Annotated in this window: 18 protein-coding genes; 3 read left to right on the forward strand and 15 right to left on the reverse strand. The window is 67.5% G+C overall.

What is annotated here, in order from left to right:
* Positions 1 to 62 precede the first annotated feature (62 nt).
* Positions 63 to 569: a hypothetical protein gene (locus ALA01S_RS20605; protein WP_373863006.1), complete on the forward strand. Its 507-nt coding sequence runs from the start codon at positions 63 to 65 to the stop codon at positions 567 to 569.
* A gap of 173 nt (positions 570 to 742) precedes the next feature.
* On the opposite strand, the gene ALA01S_RS20610 is transcribed toward ALA01S_RS20605, so the two are convergent.
* Positions 743 to 1,612 (reverse strand): alpha/beta fold hydrolase, encoded by an 870-nt coding sequence (locus ALA01S_RS20610; protein WP_066340373.1) that lies wholly within the window; start codon positions 1,610 to 1,612, stop codon positions 743 to 745.
* 86 nt (positions 1,613 to 1,698) lie between these two features.
* Between ALA01S_RS20610 and ALA01S_RS20615 the strand changes: the two genes are divergently transcribed.
* Entirely contained in the window at positions 1,699 to 2,631 is a 933-nt protein-coding gene (locus ALA01S_RS20615; RefSeq protein ID WP_066340375.1) for a LysR substrate-binding domain-containing protein, read from the forward strand.
* Here ALA01S_RS20615 and ALA01S_RS20620 read toward each other — a convergent pair.
* The 9 genes from ALA01S_RS20620 to ALA01S_RS20660 all read right to left on the reverse strand — a co-directional run bounded on the left by ALA01S_RS20620 (position 2,587) and on the right by ALA01S_RS20660 (position 11,803).
* The gene (locus ALA01S_RS20620) at positions 2,587 to 3,951 is read right to left on the reverse strand and encodes an MmgE/PrpD family protein (RefSeq protein ID WP_066340377.1); all 1,365 of its coding nucleotides are present in this window, start codon (positions 3,949 to 3,951) and stop codon (positions 2,587 to 2,589) included. The genes ALA01S_RS20615 and ALA01S_RS20620 overlap by 45 nt on opposite strands.
* Positions 3,952 to 3,961: 10 nt before the next feature.
* Complete coding sequence (locus ALA01S_RS20625; protein ID WP_066340379.1) at positions 3,962 to 4,936, reverse strand: Bug family tripartite tricarboxylate transporter substrate binding protein; 975 nt, start codon at positions 4,934 to 4,936, stop codon at positions 3,962 to 3,964.
* Between the two features lie 310 nt (positions 4,937 to 5,246).
* Positions 5,247 to 6,572 (reverse strand): MmgE/PrpD family protein, encoded by a 1,326-nt coding sequence (locus ALA01S_RS20630; protein ID WP_066340381.1) that lies wholly within the window; start codon positions 6,570 to 6,572, stop codon positions 5,247 to 5,249.
* Between the two features lies 1 nt (position 6,573).
* Positions 6,574 to 7,455 carry an alpha/beta fold hydrolase gene (locus ALA01S_RS20635; protein ID WP_066340382.1) on the reverse strand — a complete coding sequence of 294 codons (882 nt, stop codon included), beginning with the start codon at positions 7,453 to 7,455 and terminating at the stop codon, positions 6,574 to 6,576.
* A 3-nt stretch (positions 7,456 to 7,458) separates the two neighbouring features.
* Positions 7,459 to 8,442 carry a Bug family tripartite tricarboxylate transporter substrate binding protein gene (locus ALA01S_RS20640; RefSeq protein WP_066340384.1) on the reverse strand — a complete coding sequence of 328 codons (984 nt, stop codon included), beginning with the start codon at positions 8,440 to 8,442 and terminating at the stop codon, positions 7,459 to 7,461.
* 89 nt (positions 8,443 to 8,531) lie between these two features.
* Positions 8,532 to 9,515, reverse strand: coding sequence for a tripartite tricarboxylate transporter substrate binding protein (locus ALA01S_RS20645; RefSeq protein WP_066340386.1), 984 nt, complete (start codon positions 9,513 to 9,515; stop codon positions 8,532 to 8,534).
* Between the two features lie 99 nt (positions 9,516 to 9,614).
* On the reverse strand, positions 9,615 to 10,142 hold the full coding sequence (locus tag ALA01S_RS20650) for a carboxymuconolactone decarboxylase family protein (RefSeq protein WP_174548645.1): 528 nt from the start codon (positions 10,140 to 10,142) through the stop codon (positions 9,615 to 9,617).
* Positions 10,143 to 10,154: 12 nt separating this feature from the next.
* Complete coding sequence (locus ALA01S_RS20655; RefSeq protein ID WP_066340388.1) at positions 10,155 to 10,955, reverse strand: SDR family NAD(P)-dependent oxidoreductase; 801 nt, start codon at positions 10,953 to 10,955, stop codon at positions 10,155 to 10,157.
* A complete protein-coding gene (locus ALA01S_RS20660; protein WP_066340391.1) occupies positions 10,955 to 11,803 on the reverse strand; it encodes an amidohydrolase family protein in 849 nt (282 codons plus the stop codon). The genes ALA01S_RS20655 and ALA01S_RS20660 overlap by 1 nt, the downstream gene beginning before the upstream one ends.
* 72 nt (positions 11,804 to 11,875) lie before the next feature.
* Between ALA01S_RS20660 and ALA01S_RS20665 the strand changes: the two genes are divergently transcribed.
* Positions 11,876 to 12,778: a LysR family transcriptional regulator gene (locus tag ALA01S_RS20665; protein WP_066340393.1), complete on the forward strand. Its 903-nt coding sequence runs from the start codon at positions 11,876 to 11,878 to the stop codon at positions 12,776 to 12,778.
* Between the two features lie 319 nt (positions 12,779 to 13,097).
* Here ALA01S_RS20665 and ALA01S_RS20670 read toward each other — a convergent pair whose 3' ends face one another.
* The 5 genes from ALA01S_RS20670 to ALA01S_RS20690 form a co-directional block, all read right to left on the reverse strand.
* Positions 13,098 to 15,209 carry a putative bifunctional diguanylate cyclase/phosphodiesterase gene (locus ALA01S_RS20670; protein ID WP_066340395.1) on the reverse strand — a complete coding sequence of 704 codons (2,112 nt, stop codon included), beginning with the start codon at positions 15,207 to 15,209 and terminating at the stop codon, positions 13,098 to 13,100.
* Positions 15,206 to 16,027 carry an alpha/beta fold hydrolase gene (locus ALA01S_RS20675; RefSeq protein ID WP_066340396.1) on the reverse strand — a complete coding sequence of 274 codons (822 nt, stop codon included), beginning with the start codon at positions 16,025 to 16,027 and terminating at the stop codon, positions 15,206 to 15,208. The genes ALA01S_RS20670 and ALA01S_RS20675 overlap by 4 nt, the downstream gene beginning before the upstream one ends.
* 104 nt (positions 16,028 to 16,131) lie before the next feature.
* Complete coding sequence (locus ALA01S_RS20680) at positions 16,132 to 17,295, reverse strand: PAS domain-containing sensor histidine kinase (RefSeq protein WP_066340399.1); 1,164 nt, start codon at positions 17,293 to 17,295, stop codon at positions 16,132 to 16,134.
* Complete coding sequence (locus tag ALA01S_RS20685; protein ID WP_169805970.1) at positions 17,282 to 17,989, reverse strand: MEDS domain-containing protein; 708 nt, start codon at positions 17,987 to 17,989, stop codon at positions 17,282 to 17,284. The genes ALA01S_RS20680 and ALA01S_RS20685 overlap by 14 nt, the downstream gene beginning before the upstream one ends.
* 334 nt (positions 17,990 to 18,323) lie before the next feature.
* The coding region (locus tag ALA01S_RS20690) for an MFS transporter (protein ID WP_084267775.1) at positions 18,324 to 19,358 on the reverse strand (1,035 nt) is incomplete at its 5' end.

Consider the following 19,358-nt stretch of genomic DNA (forward strand, 5'->3'; position numbering starts at 1 on the left):
ACTCGCTCCGTGCCCGGCCGCTGCCCTCGCGGCACAACGCCGAAGATCCACTGAGGCCGGCCATGTGGTTCGCCCGCTTCTCCTGGGACACATCGCAGCAGCTGTCGGGGACTTGTGAGCTTTCAGGCGCACGCGTCTACCGCTCGGAGGACGGCTCCGAGGGCTGCGCTTACTGGATGCAGGACGACCGCCCTGCCGCATTGGCCGTGGACGTGCCACTGGTGCGGTTGAAACCTTCGCTCGTCGTGCCCGGCGCTTCGGCAGGTGCCGACGCACCGTGGCACTACATCGTCGCGACGGATGTGCTGCCGCAGCACGAAGCCGACTTCAACGCCTGGTACGAGCAGGAGCACCTGCCCGGGCTCGCTGCCGTGCCCGGCACGGTACAGGCGGCGCGCTACGTCAGGGTCGAGGGCACGGGCCCGCGCTACCACGCCTGCTACGACCTGGCCGATCGGGCGGCCTTCAACAGCCCGGCCTGGCTCGCGGTACGCGGCACGCCCTGGAGCTCGCGCGTGAGGCCCTCGTTCAGGAACACGCAGCGAACGATGTACCAGCGCGTGGCTTGACGCAAGCCGCGCGCTTTCCCAGACCTTTCCTTGCCCACGGACCTTTCAGCGGAAGAGGCCTCACCATGACCACGCCCCCTGCATCATGACCTGTGCCGTCACCGGCTCTCTGTCGCATGGGGGTCGCGGACATGCTGCGCTCTTTTTCCTGGCTCGTAGAGTTTTGGTGGCAATCAGCACGTCTCGGCGGTCTCGTGCGTTCGAATCCAGCCCAGCACCGCGGCAACGACCTCATCCAGCCGCTCGGGCAGCAGCGCGTGGCCGGCACCGTTGATCGTCACGTTGGTGACGCGCTCGCCCAGGTATTCGCGCAGCACGTTTGCGTAGGCCGGCGGTGCGACCACGTCGTGCGACGCTTGAACATTCAGGATCGGTGCGTCGCCACCCGCGAAAAATTCGTCAACCGGCGTGCGCTTCTGCGCTGCGGTCTGCATGGCCATCAGGTGGCGGTCCCAGCCGGTCAGCCAAGGCCTGGCGTCGTTGCCCGGCGCGAAGAACACGCGCTGCAGCGCTTCCAGCCGGTCACGATCGGGCAGGCCAGGCTCGGCGCAGCGCTCGATCATGGCTCGCACCTCGGGAGGAATTGGCTGGGCCTGCATGCCCACGGGCACCTTGCCCGCCGAGCCGGCAAGCAGGATCAGCCCGCGTACCCGCGCCGGATGGTCGCTCGCCAGGGTCCGCGCAATCCAGTTGCCGTGGGCATGGCCGACCACCCACACCGGCACGTCGGTTTCGCTGTGGATCACGGCGGCGATGTCGCCAGCCCAGTCATGCAGCGTCTTGCCCTCCAGCGGGCCGGTGCTGCCGCCATGGCCGCGTGGCTCGGGGCGCAGCACCCGGTAGCCTGCTTCGCACAGCGGCAGCGCCAGCTCTTCCATATCGGTCGCGCCACGGCCGAGCGAGGGCAACAACACGATCACCGGGCCACGGCCCTGCACGTAGACGAGGATCTCCACTGCATCGCTCATGCGTACGCGACGCTCTTCGGCAGGCCAGCGTTGCGCCGCGGTGGGACCGGCATGGGAAGCGTGTGGTGTCGTCATGGGTGTTCCTGGTTGAAGGGTAATGGGCAGGGGCAGGACGACAGAGGGCGCTGCGCACCCGCCCGCGCCTGCATGACGGAGGATTGATGGACCTGCGACAACTCAAGTACTTCGTGACCGTGGCCGAGGAGTTGAGCTTCATCCGCGCCGCCGAGCGGCTGCACATGAGCCAGCCTCCCCTGTCGCAGCAGATCAAGTCGCTGGAGGAAGAGCTGGGCGTCGAACTGCTTTACCGCACGCGGCGTGAGGTCAAGCTCACTGACGCGGGCCGCGTTTTCCTTTGCGAGAGCCGCGATCTGCTCGAACGCGCGCAGGCCGTGGCGCACCGCATGCGCCAGGCTGCCTACGGCGAGCAGGCGGTGCTGCGCGTCGGCATGGCCACCTCGGCGCTGTTCCACGTGCTGCCGCGGCTGCGCGAGCAGTTGAGCCAGCGGCTGCCAGGCGTGACGCTGGCGGTGTCGGACATGAATACCGACGAGCAGGTGCGCAGCCTCGTCGTCGACAAGCTGGACCTGGGCTTCATCCACGCGCGGCCGGACGTGCGCGGGCTCGCGCGGCTGAACGTGCTTGACGACAGCTTCGCGCTGGTGCTGCCCGCGGACCACCCGCTGGCTGGGCGGCCAGGATTGCAGCTTCGCGACGTCGAGTCCGAACCGGTCGTGGCGTTCTCGCGTGAGCACGCGCCGGCGCTGTTCGACGCGCTGATCGCCTCGTGCCAGCACGAAGGCTTCAGCCCGCGCATCGCCCACGTCGCGCGCCACCCGGCCAGCGTGCTGCACATGGTGCGGCAAGGCCTGGGGGTGTCCATCGTGCCGCGCGGCTATGCCGATGACGGGCTCCCCGGGTTGGCCTTTCACCACTTGCCGGCGACGGCCGGTCGGCTTCGAATCGACGCGATCTGGCGTGGCGCCAACCCATCGCCAGCCCTGCGCCGCGTGGTGGACGAGGTGCTGCGTGAGATGGGCCATGGCGGCTCAGGCGACACGATGCACGACGGCGGCGTCCAGCAGGACGCGTAGAGGCGTGCGGTCCAGGCCTTCGAAGGCGGCCTGGACGCGCGAAGCGGCCGAGGCGTCGAGCAGCCCTTCCGTGAGGGTCCTGAACTTGGATCGGATCGCCTGGGGGCGCTGTGGGTTCGAAGCGCTGCCGGACGGGTCCAGCACCTCGACCCGCTCGAGTCGGCCCTCGACGGTCTCGGCCTCGACCCAGCCGCAAAAGCGCGCCGGGTAGAGGGCATCGAGCGCCGGGTCGCGCACGATCTCGATGGCATTCGCCAGCGCGACGACCTCCGGGTCGGCCAGGCACGGCGCTTCGAATTGCGCCGGCAGCACCGCACCCTTGAGCAGCGCGGTGGCGATCGCGTAGCGGCCGCTCATCTGCGCATTCAGCGCCGTGCCGGGGCGGTACAGGTAGCCGCATTGCTGGTCCACGATGCTGGCCATGCCGGCACGCACCCTCCCTCGGCGTCGCCAGCGTGGACGCAGCGCGAGCGCGGCATCCACATGCGCATGCGCGCTGCCGCAGCAGCCGTGAGGCTTGAAGTTGGTGTGCGGTGCGTGCCAGTGCTCGCCCAGGCGATCAAGCAACTGGGCAGGATCGCTCTGGTCGGTGAACGTGGACAGCAGGCCGCCGTCGGCCGCCTCGTAGATCTGCGTCGGCCCGCTGAGTCCTCGCGCGGCCAGCTGCGCCGCCATCACGCCGGCCTGCGCGGCACGCCCCGGGTGCAACCGCTTGGAATCGCTGCCGTCGGCCGTGAAGGCATACAGGCCGCAGGCCTGTGTGCCGGCCAGGCCCAACGCCCACGCGGTGCGCTGTGCATCCAGCCGCAGCAGCATGGCCGCGGCCGTGGCCGCGCCGAGCGGTCCGCAAACCGAGGTCAGGTGCCAGCCACGCTCGCGGGCGCGGGCCGGCCGCAGCGCCAGCGAGCTGCGGATGATGACTTCGTAGCCGGCTACGATCGCTGCCTCTATCGCCGCGGGTGCCGCGCCCACTGCCTCGCCGACTGCGAAAGCGGCCGGCAACACGACGGCGCCAAGATGCACCTTGGCGTTGTGGAAGTCGTCCACCTCGAAACCGTGCGTGGCCGCACCATTGACCAGGGCCGCATCTGCCGGCCGCAGCCGTGGCGCAGCTTCACCCCAGATGCGCGCCGCGCCGGTCGGGGGCGTGCCACCGTCGAGCGCCCAGTCGCGGATCGCAACAGACCAAGGCTGCACGGCACCGCTGAGCGCGCAACCAAAGGTGTCCAGAGACAGCAGCGCGACCTGGCGCTTCACGTCGGCAGGGATGTGCTCGGACCGCAGCCCGGCAATCCAGCCGGCCAGTGCTTGAGTGAGCATGGCAACCTCCTCAAGGATCGATGCGAATGTTGGCTGCCTTGACGACTTGGCCGACGCGGCGGATCTCGTCCTGGATCAGGCCCGCGAACTGCGCGGGCGTGTTGTCCGCGGTCTCGAAGGACAGTTCGGCAAAGCGCGCACGTACCGTGGGATTCTTCACCGCCTGGTGCACCGCGGCGTTGAGCCTGGCAACCACCTCCTTGGACATGTTTGCCGGTCCCCACAGGCCATACCACGACAGCAGCTCGAAACCGGGCATGCCGCTCTCGGCGACGGTGGGAACGTCCGGCATGCTCGCCAGCCGTTTCGCGCTCGTCACGGCAACGGCCTTGAGCTTGCCGGCCTTGATGAACGGGGAAACACCGGGCAGCGGCGAAACGGCCGCGGACACGTGGCCGCCGACCACGTCGGTCAACTGTGGCGCGGCGCCCTTGTAGAGCACGATCTCCATGTCCAGCTTGAGCTGGCGGTTGATCATCTCCTCGGTGAGGTGGCTGGTCGTGCCCAGGCCGGAGGTGGCCCAGGTCAACTTGCCCGGCTGGCTGCGCGCGCTCGCCGCGAACTCGGCCAGCGTCTTGCCCGGCACAGCCGGGTTCAACACCACGGCGAGCGGGACATAGCCCACCTGAGCAACCGGCGTGAAGTCCTTTTCGGCATCGTAGGTCTTGCGTCCGATGACCAGCGGCATGTAAACCTGGCTCGACGCGTTGAACAGCAGCGTGTAGCCATCGGCTGGAGCGCGCGCGGCCTCCTGCGAGCCGATCATTCCCGAGGCGCCGGGCTTGTTGTCGATGACGATGGGCTGGCCCAGGATGCGCTGCATCTCATCGGCAACGATGCGGCCGACCGTGTCAATCGAGCCGCCCGGCGTGTAGGGCACGATCATCCGTATCGGCTTGGCCGGGTAGCCCTGCGCCAGCGCCGGCCCAGTAGCCGACAGCAGCGCAAGGCCCAGGCCTGCAATCGCGCGGGACAGCAACTTCATCTCTTGTCTCCTGAATGCCTGTGGCGTAGCGCCTCGTGCGTGAGGCGGTTCAGGCAATGTAGGAAGGCGTGCGCAGGCTGTCCAAGACCGTCTTGCTCACACAGCAATAGGAAAGTCGAATCACCGAAGCGGCGCCCGGTCCAGGCCTGGCACGCTGCCTCCGGTGCATGCAGCCGTAACAATCCATCGGTGGATAAGCTTCAGCGTGGACCCCACCGCCGCGTATTCAAGCTTGATTTTCAGCGGCACGGACCCGATGCGCGCGATACGAATCCTGCTCAGATCCTGCAATCTCCATGGCCGCTTTCGTTCAAGTCAGGGAGGCACTCTGGTGCAGGTTCCAGATGCGCCCCAGCAGGGCTCGCGCCTCGGCCTCGCCGATGACGGGCGAGGCCAGTTCCAGCAGTTTGCCTTCAAGGTCGGCATCGGTCAGCGGCAGCTCCGGGTCGCCCTTGCGGTCCGGCTGCAGGTGCGTGAAGCGCCGGCCATCGCGCAGCTCGACCTCGACGCGCGCCGCGCGGCGGCCGGGGAAGCCGGCATCCACCTCGGGGTCCAGCGCGGCCGTGATACGGGTCATGAGCGTACGGGTGGCCGGGTCGTCCAGGCGAACCGGCTCGAACGCGGACAGCCGCACGCTGCCGTGCACCAGCGCGGTGGCCACCATGTAGTGCAGGCTGAAACGGGCTTCGCTGGCAGTCTGAGGGTCGACGTGGCCGGCGATGTCCAGCGTCGGCTGGTAGACGCCCAAGTGCAGCCGCTCGATGTCGGCAGCCGCGAAGCCGTGTTGGCGTTGCAGCTCCAGCGCGCCGTCAATGGCCGGGAAGGTGTGACCACAGCCGATGTGGTTCTTGAACGTCAGTCGGGTGATGTGGAAGTCCTGCCCCAGCGTGGTGCCGACCCGGGACCAGTCCGGCCCGGTGCTCATCGCCTGGCCCAGCCCGTGCTCGCCGTCGAGCACGTCGAGCGAGCAACGCATGCCGCGCCCAGCCAACTGCGCGGCCAGCACGCCGGCCTCGGCAGCCCGGCCGGCATGCAGCGGCTTGGCCATGGTCTCCAGCCGGAACGCCTGTTGCAGGCCCGCGCTGAACGTACCGGCCAGCGCCAGCGCGTGCGCAAAGCTCGTCTCGTCCAGCCCCAGCAGGCTGCCGGCCGCCGCCGCGGCGCCGAACGCGCCCATCGTGCCGGTGTTGTGCCAGAACTTGTAGTGCGGCCGGCCCATCACGACGCCGATGCGGGTGGACACCTCATAGCCCAGCACCACGGCGCGAAGGAACTGCGCACCCGTGGCGCCCACATCCTGGCCGGCGGCCAGCGCCGCGGCGATGGTGGCGGCGCCCGGGTGATACATCGCATCCCGGAAGCTGTCGTCCACCTCGGCGGCGTGGGCAGCCGTGCCATTGACGAGCGCCGCGGCGCGGGCCGTGGCTGCACGCCCTTGGGCCAGCCGCGCGCGGCCGCGGTCCAGGTCCTCGCCCAGCGTCTGCTCCAGCAGACGCACGGCATCGGTGTCCAGCCCTGGGAACAGCGAGGCGTACCAGTCGATCACGGCACGCTTGGCATGGTGCAAGACTTCCTCGGACAAAGGTTGCCGCCGAGACTCGGCGGCATACCTGGCAAAGATTTCGGTGGCGTACATCTCAGATCTCCTGCTGCAGGGGGTCGCTGGTCTTTTCCAGCCATTGGAGCAGCAACGTGTTGACGGCATCGGCCGCTTCGAATTGCACCCAGTGGCCGGCGTTGGGCACGACCCGGATGCTGCAGTCGTCGCGGCCGCCCGCGAGCAAGGGTGCCAAATGGGTCGGGTCCGCCGTGACGTCGTGTTCGCCCCAGGCCAGCAGCACCGGCCCGTGGAAACGGGCCAGGCAGTCACGCAGCCCGCCTGCACGCGATATCGGCTTGCTGTGAAACCGGGCCTTCAGGCAAGCGCTGGTGTGGATGCGCAAAGCCAGACCTTCGGCGCTGGCGGGATGGTGCAGCATGTGCACCCAAAGGTTGTGGCGCATCAGATCGGCCAGCGCCGCCATGTCACGCTGTTCATACGCTCGGCGCCAGGAGCGCTGCTCGCCGCGTGGCCGGCGCAGGGTTCCATGGCCGGCCGGGCCGAACAGGGCCAGCCTGGACACGCCGCTGCGCCACAGCGCCATATGCGCGGCCACCAGGCCACCGAACGAAAATCCCACCAGGTCAATGGGCGTGTGCGACCCCAGCAGCGCGCCGAGCGTCTGGTGCGTCGCGTCGATCAGCGATCTCAGCGTGGGCTCGGATGGCAAGGCTGAATCGCCATAGCCGGGCAGGTCCGGTATCCAGACCGCACGGTGCGCCGCCCAGGCCCGCACGTTGCGCGCCCAATGGAGCCATGACCCATGGCCGCCGTGCAGCAGCACCAAGGGCTTGCCTTTACCGAAGCAGCGCCAGACAACCCGCCCTCCCTCGAAGGGGACTTCATGGCGCCGGGCCTCGCGCTCAAGCTCGGTGATGAAGGCTGTGGAGCGATCACCCTCGAAGGACATCGTCGGCATGCATCAGTCCGGTTTGATCGCCTGGTCCTTGACCACCTTGCGCCACTTCTCCTCCTCGGCGCGGGCAATGCGTGCCGTCTGCGCGGGCGAGTCCAGCGTCAGCTGCATGCCCTCGGATGCCGCGCGCTTGCGAAAGCCTTCCGCCTGGGCAGCGCGCTTGAAGGCACCGTGGAGCTGATCGACGATGGGCGCAGGTGTGCCGGCCGGCGCGAAGACGCCGTACCAGACGTCGGCCTGGTAGTTCGGCACGCCGGACTCGGCGAAGGTAGGCGCCTCGGGCAGCATCGGCGAGCGTGCCGCGCCGGTGACTGCCAGCACGCGCAGCTTGCCGCTGGCGATGAAGGGCATGACGCTGGGCAGCGTGGCGAAGGCCAAGTCGATCTGCCCGCCGAGCAAGTCGGTCACCACAGGACTGGCGCCCTTATACGGCACGTGCGTGACGTAGATCTTCGCGGTCGTCTTGAGCAGTTCCGCGGCCAGGTGCGTCGAGGTGCCGTTGCCCGCGGAGCCGTAGCTGAGCTTGCCCGGATGGGCGCGCGCCTGCGCCAGGAAATCGGCCGCTGACTTCAAGGGGCTGTCCGGGCGCACGACGGCCACGTTGGGCGCGCGGCCCAGCAGCACGATGGGCGCGAAGGCCTTGTCGGAGGCATAGGGCAGCTTCGGGAACAGGCTCGGCACGATGGAGAACGCGCTGGTGTTGAGCAGCAGCGTGTGGCCATCAGGCAGGCTCTTGGCCACGGTGTCGTTGCCGATGACCGTGCCCGCGCCCGCCTTGTTGTCCACGACGATGGGCTGCCCCAGTTCCTTGGCCAGCCCTTCGCCCAGCGCGCGCGCCACGTTGTCGGTGCCGCCCCCGGCGGGAAACGGCACGACCAGCCGGATCGGCTTGGTCGGAAAATCCTGAGCCAGGACCTGGGGTGCGGCGCATGCCAGTGCGGACAGTGCGATTCCCGCCAGCCAGGTGCGGGCTGCAATGCTGTTCATCATGGGTTGTCTCCGGTTCGTGTCGTGTTCGCCGTGCCGGACGCTGCGCGGCCACGTGGCGACGGTCTGCGGCGCGTCGTGGCGGCTGACGTTTATTGCATCGTGATGGATTGGTCCTTGATGACCTTGCGCCACCGGGCCTCCTCGGCACGCACGAAGCGCGCCGTTTCCTGCGGGCTGTCCAGGGTCAGGACCAGGCCCTCGTTGCGGGCGCGCTGTTGGAATTCAGCCGTTTGCGATGCACGCTTGAACGCGCTGTGGAGCTGGAAGACGACGGCCGCCGGCGTGCCTGCCGGCGCAAACACGCCGTACCAGTTGTCGGACTGCGAACCCGGAGCGCCGGACTCGGCGAAGGTCGGCACGTCCGGCAGCAGCGGGGACCGGGTCCCGCTGGTCACCCCCAGCGCCCGCAGCTTGCCGGTGGCCAGCAGCGGCGCGATGCTGGGCAAAGTGGCAAAACCGACATCGACCTGGCCGCCGAGCACGTCCGTGACCACGGGACCGGCACCCCGATAGGGAATGTGCGTGACGAAGACCTTGGCCGTGCTCTTGAGCAGTTCGGCCGCCAGGTGCGTCGAGGTGCCGTTGCCGGACGAGCCGTAGCTGAGCTTGCCCGGATGGGCGCGCGCCTGCGCCAGCAGGTCCGCAGCCGACTTCAGCGGGCTGCCCGCGCGCACGATCGCCACGTTGGGGGCGCGTCCGAGCAGCACCACCGGGGCAAAGGCGGATGCGCCTGCGTACGGGAGCTTCGGCTGCAGGCCCGGCACGATGGCGAACGAGCTGGTCGTCAGCAGCAGCGTATGGCCGTCGGGCAGGCTCTTGGCGACCGCGTCGTTGCCGATGACGGAACCGGCCCCGGGCCTGTTGTCGATGATCACCGGTTGCCCCAGTTCCCGGGCGAGGCTGTCGGCCAGCGGGCGGGCAATCACGTCCGTGCTGCCGCCCGGAGCAAACGGCAGAACCAGCCGGATGGCTTTCGTGGGGAAGGCCTGTACCCATGCCTGCGGCGTGAGCGCAAGCAGCGGCAGGGACAGGGCACAGGTTCGGCGACGAAGGCCGCTGCGGGGGCTGTTCATGGTGTCGGTCTTTCGATAGCCAGGGCTTGGCGGCACTCCAGGACAAGCTGGAGCGCCCACCCGGCCTGGAAGGGCTGACGCGTCGGCGGCAGCCGGTGATCAGTGCGCGACGTTGAGCGCGACCAGGAAGCGCGACACCATGTTGTAGGCAGCCACCGTGGCCACCAGCTCCACGAGGCCCGTGGCGTCGAAGTGCTCACGCAGCGAGGCCATCACATCGTCCGGCACGACGATGTCACGGGTCATGCGGTCGGTGAGGTCGAGCACCAGCCGCTCCAGCGGCGTGAACGCATCCGGCAGGGCCGGCTGTCGCGTCCCGGCGATCTTGTCGGCCGTCACGCCCGCCCGCTCGGCGTGCGGCACATGTGCGTCGAATTCGAAGCCGGCGCCGTTGAGGACAGCCACGCGCAGGATCACCAGCTCGCGCAGGTCAGCCGGAATCCCGGTCTGGTTGCGCACGGCGGTGAGCATGCGCTCCCAGCCGGAAGCAATCGGTGCGCTGTTGAGCAGCACCTGGTACAGCAGCGACACGCGGCCGCGCTCGGCCATGATGCGGCTCTCGACTTCGGCAAGCTCGGCACGCGTGCCGGGCTGCACCAGCGGAACGCGGATGTGATCGTGGCTCATGCAGGCCTTTCCTCAGTCGCAACGCGCCGTCATGCCGCCGTCGACGACGATTTCAGTGCCGGTGATGAAGCGCGCCTCGTCACTGGCCAGGAACAGCACGGCGGCCGCCGTGTCGCGGCCATCGCCCATGAAGCCCAGGGGAATGCGCTTCTGGCGCTGCGCCAGCAGCGCGTCGATGTCGCCGCCCGTGCGCTGCTTGGCCAGCCGCGTCTCGACCATGGGCGTGTGAAGCTGGCCCGGCACCACCGTGTTGACGCGCACGCCCTGCGCGGCATGCTGCACCGCCACCACGCGGGAGAGCTGAATGATCCCGGCCTTGCTGGCGGCGTAAGCCACCTGGGCGCTGCCGGTCCAGCGCAGCCCGGAGGTCGAAGCGATGTTCACGATGGAGCCGCTGCCCTGGGCCAGCATCCTCGGCAGCACGTGCTTGCAGGTCAGGAACACGCTCTTGAGATTCACGTCGATCTGCAGGTCCCACATCTCCTCGGACAGCTCCACCGGGCCGCCGGCCGCAGAGCCCCCGACGTTGTTCACCAGCACGTCGATGCGGCCGAAGGCCTCGACACAGGCGGCGGCCATCGCGGCGATGTCCTGGCTGCTGGTGACGTCGCCCGCCCAGGTCTTGATGCGCGAACGGGCCTCGCCGGCGAGCTCCAGCGTCTGCGCCAGCCGCTCGGGGTCGCGGTCCACCGCCAGGACGCTGGCGCCTTCCTCGGCCAGGCGCACCGCGATGGCGCGGCCATTGCCCCAGCCTTCGCCGACGCAGCCAGCGCCGGTGACGATGGCCACCTTGTTGTCGAACCGTTGTTTCATCAGTTGTCTCCGAAGCGATAGAGGCGTTGGGGGTTGTCGGCCATCAGTCGCTGGCGCTGGGCCTCGTGCGGTGCAATGGCGAAGATCAGGTCCACGAGCTGCCGCTCCACCGGTTGGGGGCCGGCGTGGTTGGGATGGGGCCAGTCGTTGCCCCAGACCACCCGGTCGCCGAACTCGGCCACCAGCGTTTGCGCGAAGGGCTGCGCGTCTTCGTAGGGCGGCCCCAAGCGCGTGATGCGGTCCATGCCGCTGACCTTGACCCAGAAGCGCTCGTCCTTCATCAGCCGCAGCAGCGCCTGGAAGTCGGGCTGCTGCACGCTCTTGGATGCGTCGATGCGGCCGATGTGGTCGATGACCACGGGCACCGGCGAGCGCTTGAGCGCCTCGGCCATGTCGGTGAGCAGGCTGGGGTCGCCATGGATCTGAAGGTGCCAGCCCAGCGGTTCCAGGCGCTGGGCCAGGGCCAGCACGTCCTCAATGGGCGTGCGGTGGCCGAGGTGGCCCATGTAGTTGAAGCGCACGCCGCGAAAGCCCGCGGCATCGAGCCGCCGCAGCTCGGCGTCGGAAACGTCGGTGGGCAGCAGCGCGACGGCGCGGTAGGACTGTGGTCGGTAGGCCACCGCGTCTTCCGTGGCGCTGTTGTCAAAGCCGTGGCAGCTGGACTGGACCACGACGCAGCGCTCCAGACCCAGGCTGTCATTCAACGCCACCAAAGCCTCCTTGGGAGCGTCCTGCGCCGGCACGAAGGTGCCGCCGCTCGCGTAGGGAAACCGGTCCCGGGGGCCGAAGACATGGCAGTGCGCATTGCATGCACCGCGCGGCAGGCTGGGCAGGGATGAGGTCGTCATGGGCGCCAAGTCTGGGCAACGGCCGGTGCCTGGAATAGCCAGCCCAAGCTATAGCAGCTATGCTCGTTAGCTATGGAATTTCGGCAGCTTGAGTCCTTGGTCGCGATTGCGGACACCGGCAGCATCAGCCGCGCGGCGGTGGCCGTGAACCTGGCGCAGCCCAGCCTGAGCCGCCAGATCGCGCTGTTGGAAGAAGAGCTTGGTCAGCGGCTGCTCGTGCGCACCGGACGAGGCGTGGCGCTCACGAGCGCTGGTGAAGCATTCATCGTCCATGCGCGCGCGATCCTGGACACGTCGCGGCGCGCTAGCGACGAGCTGCGCGACATGAGCGACAACCCCAGCGGGCGCGTCACGGTGGGTATGCCGCCACGGGTTGCGCTGGGCATGTCGGTGCCTTTGATCCAGGGCTTCAGGAAACGTTTTCCGCGTGCGGTCATCACCGTGCTGGAGGGCCTGAGCCTGGCGCTGCGCGAATCGCTGGTCACGGGCAAGCTCGACATGGCCTTGATGTTCGACCCGCTGCCTTCCCCGCAGCTGGCCTACGAGCCGCTGATGCGCGAGCGGCTGCTGCTGGTGGCGCCGCCCCACAGCAAGCTGCCAGCCCGTGTTGCGCTGACGGCCCTGGGGAACTACGCCATGGTGCTGCCCAACGCGCCGAATGCCATCCGCGGGCTGCTCGATCAAATCCTCGCGCCACGCGGGATCACGCTTGAAGTGCTGGCCGAGGTCGGCGCCGTGCAGACCGTGCTGGCATTGGTGGCCGAGGGTATGGGCTGCACCATCGTGCCGGAAAGCGCCCTGGCCAGCAGCAGTGTCGGGGAAAAGTTGTCTCGCGCCTCCATAGGCCCGCCCGCGATCTGGAACACCCTGGTGCTGGCGACTCCCCTGGCGCGGCCGGGAACGCTCTTGACCCGCGAGACTGCGCAGCTCCTGCGCCAGATCGACTTTCGCAAAGGGTTGCCTGCCCGTCATTGACAGGGCTTGTAGCGGCTGCCGTCCGGTGCGTTGTGGCTCGCAGCCTGCATAGGGGAGCTGCTGCAGCTGCAAGTTTTTTTATCGATGTAGTTGCCGTTAAGAATAAAACTGTAGCCTGATCAAACAGGTCACGCCATGAACGTCCGTTATGGCGACATCAATTGCCGTTGACAACGCATCGTAATTTTGTGCTGTTACTGATCGGCGCGTAGATTGCTCAAGTCCATCAGGCTTTCTGAGGAGGCCAGCATGGGACAGCTGCATTCAAGCGTGAGCTTGATGCGTAAACCTACACCTACGCGCTTGCTGCACGGATTCATCAAGCAATGGTCCTCTGCAATGCGCTCCAGCTCTCCACCGCGACCGGGCGGCCGGTGTGCCAACCCTGGGCGTAATCGATGCCGATGGCACGCAGTTCGTCGAGCACGGCCTCGTTCTCGACCCACTCTGCCACGGTACGCATGTCGAACGCGCTCGCCACCCGGTGAATGGCCTCTACGATGGCGCGGTGCTGGGCATCTTGGTCTAGGTCCTTGATGAAACTGCCGTCGATCTTGAGCACGTCGGCCTGCAGCGTGCGCAGATAGCTGAAAGACGAGAGCCCGGCACCGAAGTCGTCCAGCGCAAAGCGCGCGCCGAGCGCGCGTAGCCGCGCGATAAAGGCCTGTGCCGCTTCCAGGTTGTCTACGGCGGCCGTCTCGGTCAACTCGAAGCACAGCCGCCGTGCGTCCACGCCGTTGCGCTGGATTTGGGCGACCACGTCATCGAGGAACGTCACGTCTCCAAGCGACTGGCCCGAGACGTTGATGGCGCAGCGCACGAGCGGCGTGTGCTGCATCCATGCCAGGGTCTTGCGCAGGACCATGCGGTCGAGCGCACCCATCAGCTGGTAGCGCTCGGCAGCGGGAATGAACAGCGCCGGCGACACGAGCTGGCCGTCGTCACCGCGCAGCCGCAGCAGGATCTCCCCATAGGGCTGGCTGTCGGGGTCTGCTTGGGTGCCGACAATCGGCTGGAAGAAAAGCTCAAAGCGGTCCTGAGCCAGCGCCCGCTGGAGCTTTGAGACCCAATGCATCTCGCCGCGGCGCGCCTGCACCAACGTGTCGGCCGGAGCGAAAAACTGCACCCGGTTGCGCCCAGCCTCCTTGGCCGCGTGGCAGGCGATGTCGGCATGGATCAGTGCCAGCGAAGGCTGCTCACCGGGGTCGGGCAGTTGCGCCAGGCCCACGCTGGCGCTCACGCCATGAGGGCTGCCCTCCCAATAGAAGCAGTGGGACTCGATGCGCTGGCGCAGTGCCTGTGCGCGCTGCAGCGCTTCGTCCACCGTGCAGCCCCCGAAGAGCACTCCGAACTCGTCACCCCCCAGGCGCGCAAGCAGGTCGTCGCGTCGCACCCCACCGCGCAGCAGTTGTGCAATTTCGCGTAGCAGCACGTCGCCCGCGGCGTGGCCAAGTGTGTCGTTGATGATTTTGAACTGGTCAAGGTCGATGTAGCACAGCATCTGGCCCGGCGGTTGTGCGGTTGCCGCGCAGCGGGCCAGCGCCTGCTCAAATTCCTGCCGGTTGACCAGTCCGGTGAGCATGTCGTGCTTGAGCGCATAGGCGGCGCGCTCGGCCAGGCGGTGTTGCTCGCTCAGGTCGCGCCCCACCCATACCGCACCGCAGCACTCGCCGCGCACGTTGCGGATGGGCGTCACGGTGTCGCTGATGCGGTTGAGCGACCCGTCGCCCAAGCGCAGCATGCTCGCGCGTGTTTCGTGCAGCGGCTTTTGCTGCTCCAGGCACGCGGTGACTGGACACGGGCGGGGCTGCTGGTCGTCGGCCCACATCAAGCTGACGATCTCGGCAAACGGCCGGTCCACGGCCTCGCCGGCAGCGAGTCGTAGCAGCGCCGCGGCAGCTGGGTTTACCAGATCAATGCGCCCTCCGGCGTCCACGGACACCATGGCGTCGGCCATCGCGTCCAGGGTAACGCGCAGCCGCTCCTGCTGCGCCTGCAGCTCGGCATTGCGGTCGGCCAGCTCATCGGAGAATGCTTCCGCCTCACGCCGGGCAACCATCAGCGCGCGCTCGTGGCGCCGCGTGGCACTGGCATTGAAGACCGTAACGCTGGTGACAGGCTCCAGGCCGTCCCGGCGCGGCTGCATCTGGGCATTGAGCAGTATCGGCAGCGGTGGAGCGTCCGGCACGGCCAGCTCGAAGGAGATCTCGTGGGCGAACCCCTGCAACGCCAGCAGCGGCACGTAAGACGTGTCGTGGTAAATGCGGCTGGCCGCGGTCAACACATCACGCAGCCGCAGCTGTCCCTCGATGTCGCCAACGGGCCGGCCGCACCAGTTCGAAAAGAGCCGGTTGCTGCGCAGGACCAGGCCGTCGTGCCGCACCAGCAGATGACCGCAAGGCACGTGCTCGAGCAGTGCATCCTGGTTCAACGTGCAGGCTCCGGCTGGGACACGGGTGAGACAAGGTAGCGACGTATCAGCTCAATGGTCTCCTGCGGTGCGCTGAGGTGCGGACAGTGGCCGGTGGCCCGCATGACGACCAGTTCAGCATGCGGCAGCTGCTCGCAAAGGTACTCGCCCACGTGCAACGGCGCCAAGGCGTCGTCTGAACATTGAAGTACCAGGCAAGGCAGCTGCACATGCGACAACTCGTGCCGGCAGTCAGACAGGAAGGTGACCTTGGCAAAGTGGCGGGCCACACGCGGGTCCATGGCGCAAAAGCGGTTGGCGAGTTCCTCGGCCAGCTCCGGGCGCTCGGGCGCGTTCATGATCACCGGCGCCATCATGTGCGCCCACGAGAAGAAGTTGCTGTCCAGCGTGTCGAGCAACTGGTCGATGTCCTCTCGGCTGAATCCGCCGTCGTAGTTGCCATCCTTGAGATAGCAGGGATTGGGCGCCAGCAGTACCAGGCGGTCGAACAGGTCCGGTGCCATGCGTGCAGCGACAATGGCAATCATCGCGCTGATGGAATGCCCCACCAACACAGGGCGCTTCAGGTCCGCTGCACGACATACCTCGATGAGATCACGCGCATACCCTTCCAGGTTGGCGTACTTGTGCCGGTCGAAGGTACCGCTGTTGGACGCCGCCGAACCAAGGAGGTCAAACAAAACAATGCGGTGATCCTGTGCGAATGCGGGCGCTACGTGGCGCCAGACCTGCTGATCACAGCCATAGCCGTGCATGAACACGATGGACGCGGCTTGGTTTCCGATAACTTTGACGTTGTGCTGGCTGAAAATGGACATGGGCAACCCTGCACAGGGCGTTGTGCCGATCGATTGGAACGGTGTTGGCTCCATCCGATGTGTCTTGAGCGTCAAATCTCTACGGCACTGCCTGGATCAGCGTGTTACAGCTGCCGCGGCAGGATGACGGTGAACTTGGTACCGCTGTGGGGCCCCGACATGACGCTCACGGTGCCACCGTGAGCGGCAACGACTTCCTTGACCACATATAGGCCAAGTCCCACGCTGCGCTGCGGGTTGGGTGCTGTCACGCCCCGCATGAACGGCTCGAAGACCCGCGGCAGTTCATCAGCAGCGATGGCCGGGCCATGGTTGTGGACGGCAATCGCGACCGTTGACAGTGCCGGGCACACGTCCACGGTAATGGTCTTGTCGGGGGTGCCGTAGGTCATGGCGTTGCTCAGCAAATTGCCCAGTACTTGGCTGATCCGGTCAGGGTCCCAATACGCCGTGCCGGCTTCGGAGCAGTTGAGCACCATGGTGCGGTCAGGCAAGGCCGTCGTGACCTCTTCGACTGCGCCGGCTACCAGCGCCTCGACATCAACCTCCCGCCTAGCAACCGGTATGCCGCCGCCGAGCTGGGCCTGTGTCAAGTCGAGCAGGTCGCGAACCAGCCGGGTGGCCCGGTCGGTAGAGGTCTGGATCTGGCGCACCAGTTTTGCCGCTGTCGAGGAGTCCAGCCGGTCCGGAAACCGGGCCAGCACAGCGGCTGCCGTCGAGATGGCCGAAAGAGGGTTCCTCAGGTCATGACTCGCAATGCCCAGCAGGTTCTCGCGGAACTCGGCCGTGCGCCGTTGCTCGGTGACGTCCCGAAAGATGCTCACGCTCGTGGCCACGGTCCCACGGTCGTCGCGCATGGCCAAGGTGCGCACCGTCACCCAGCGCTCGCGCGCCGCCGCGTTGCGAATGCGCAGCGTCCGTTCACCGGGTGGGGAGCCTCGAAGGATGGCCGTGCCAGGCAGTTCGCCCGAAACGTCCCGCCCGGCCTCATCGTGGATGACAAGGTGGGCCAGCAAGTCGGCGCTGGGCGTGCGCAGCAGCGCCGTTACGGTGTCGTCACCCAGCAGCCGGGCCGCTGGCTCGTTGGCGTAGACGATGCGCCCGGTGAAGTCCTGGACGACGACGCCATCGTCGCCCACGACGACTTGCAGGATGCTCTCGATCTGATTGCGCCGTTGCAGCAGTTGCTCAAAGGGCGAAGCGGTACCGTCGCCTTCGACTGGCTGGGCCGCTGGCGCAGGCCGGTTGGCAGGCTCAGGTGGCTGCACCAGAGGCCACCGCGCTGTATCGCGCCTTCCAGCGTTGCAGGTAGTCGGCGCGGGACGAGATCTGCGCCCACGGCTGGTAGTAAGGATTGGCCATCGGAATGCCGCGCACGAATACCAGCGGGTGGGTCAGGAACATGTCCTCGACCATGTGATTTGAGCCCCGCGCGGCGTTGTACGCGCAGACACAGATGAAGGGCTGGCTGGGAAAGATGTCGTCATTGGCCCGCGCATCGAGCACCATGAAGTCCTCGATGCCCGGCGTGCCCGAGAGCACGTAGCTGATGTCCACGGAGAACCGCACTTGGCGGGCGCCATCAAGTTGTGCCGCTTCGATCATGGCCTTGATGCCTGCGGTGGCCGCCTCAAGGTCAAAGCGGCCGTTTGGAGCGAACGCTTGCTGGGCGCTCAGCAGCATGAGCCGACCCTGCGCGGCGGCAGAAGCCACGTCGATGCCGGCGTCTGCCAACGCGTCAACAACGGGCGCCAGGGGCTCGTCGTGAGCAATGTGGACGACCAGATCGCCAGCGCGGATTCCATCCACCAGGAATGGCACGATCGTGTCGAGAAATTCCTGCCGCGACCAGTACACCAGCGCCGCATGGTCATGTGCCAGCAGCTTGCCTTCGTGCCGCAGCCCGGAGGGATGAATCGACGCCAATCGCTGCATCCACTGCTCACTCTGGATAGCGTCCATGAACATGCTCCTTCCAACAGATGCCTGGCGCCCAGGAGAACTGCATAGGTCGCTGGCACGCGGTCCGTCAAGTGACGGGCCAGCTTGAACTGTACGGGAAAACAGCTCCAGCGCATGGCCGCACGCCGCCTCGAAGCAGCCCACTTCGCTCCAGCGCCGGAACTGCTGGGGGACCATAGCCGCTCAGGCAAGCCCAAAGCTCATAGCACCCTCTAGCGACAGAACGAAAGGCTGGCCAAGAGGTCAAAGAGGCGTTCCGGGCGCAACCATTGGCTGAAAGCCCAGGCCACGGCGGCGCCCAGCGCGACGGCCAGGGCAAGTCGACGCACAAGCCTCATGCGGCAGCCGGCGTGGCAGGCACGAGCGGCCGGTCGTCAATGGGCCAGTGCAGCAGCGCGGCCAGCAGCCCCAGGCCGATGCCGGCCAGCCAGATCACGTCATAGGAGCGCGTCGCATCGAACACCGCCGCGCCGAGCCATACGCCCAGGAACGCGCCCAACTGGTGTCCGAAGAACACGAAGCCGAACAGCGTGGCGATGTATTGCACGCCGAATACCTGCAACACCAAGCCGTTGGTCAGCGGCACCGTCCCTAACCAAAGAAAGCCCATGACTGCGCAAAAGGCGTACAGGCTCCATGGGCTCAGCGGCAGCAGCACGAAGGCGGCCATTGCCAGCGAGCGCGCGAGGTAGACACCGGCCAGCAGGTGCTTGCGACGGTACCTACCGCCCAGGCCCCCCAGCACGTAGGTGCCCGCGACGTTGGCCAGCGCCACCAGTGCCAGGCCAGCCACGGCGTGGCGGGCCGAGAGGCCCCGGTCCAGCACGTAGGCCGGCAAGTGCGCGGCAATGAATGCAAGCTGAAAGCCGCAGGCCAGGAACCCCAGGTTGAGCAGCCAGAAGCCGCGATGCCCAAAGGCCTCGCGCAAGGCGCTGGACAGCCGTTGCTGGCCCGGCCCCGCAGTGGCCGGATGGTCGTTCAGCGGCTTCGCGCAGGGCAGCAGCAGCGCGCACAGCAGGCTCAGCGCTGCCAGCGCCCCGGCCCAGCCGAGCTGCGCGATCAGCCCCTGCGACAAGGGCAGCACCAGGAACTGCCCCAGCCCACCCACCGCACCGGCCATACCCTGCGCCCAGCTACGCTGCTGCGGCACCACCAGGCGGTTAAGCGCGCCGTATACCGTGCCGAATGCAGTGCCCGAAAGCGCCATGCCGATGCACAGTCCGGCTGAAAGCGTGAAGGCCGCCGGTGTGGGAGCGAGAGACATCAGCAGCAGGCCTGCCGCGTAGCAGAGCAGCCCGGCGACGACCATCCGGCGCGAGCCGTAGCGGTCCGCGACCATGCCGGTGAACGGTTGAGCCAGGCCCCATAC

It is taken from the genome of Azohydromonas lata NBRC 102462 (genome assembly GCF_001571085.1).
GTDB lineage: Bacteria > Pseudomonadota > Gammaproteobacteria > Burkholderiales > Burkholderiaceae_C > Azohydromonas > Azohydromonas lata.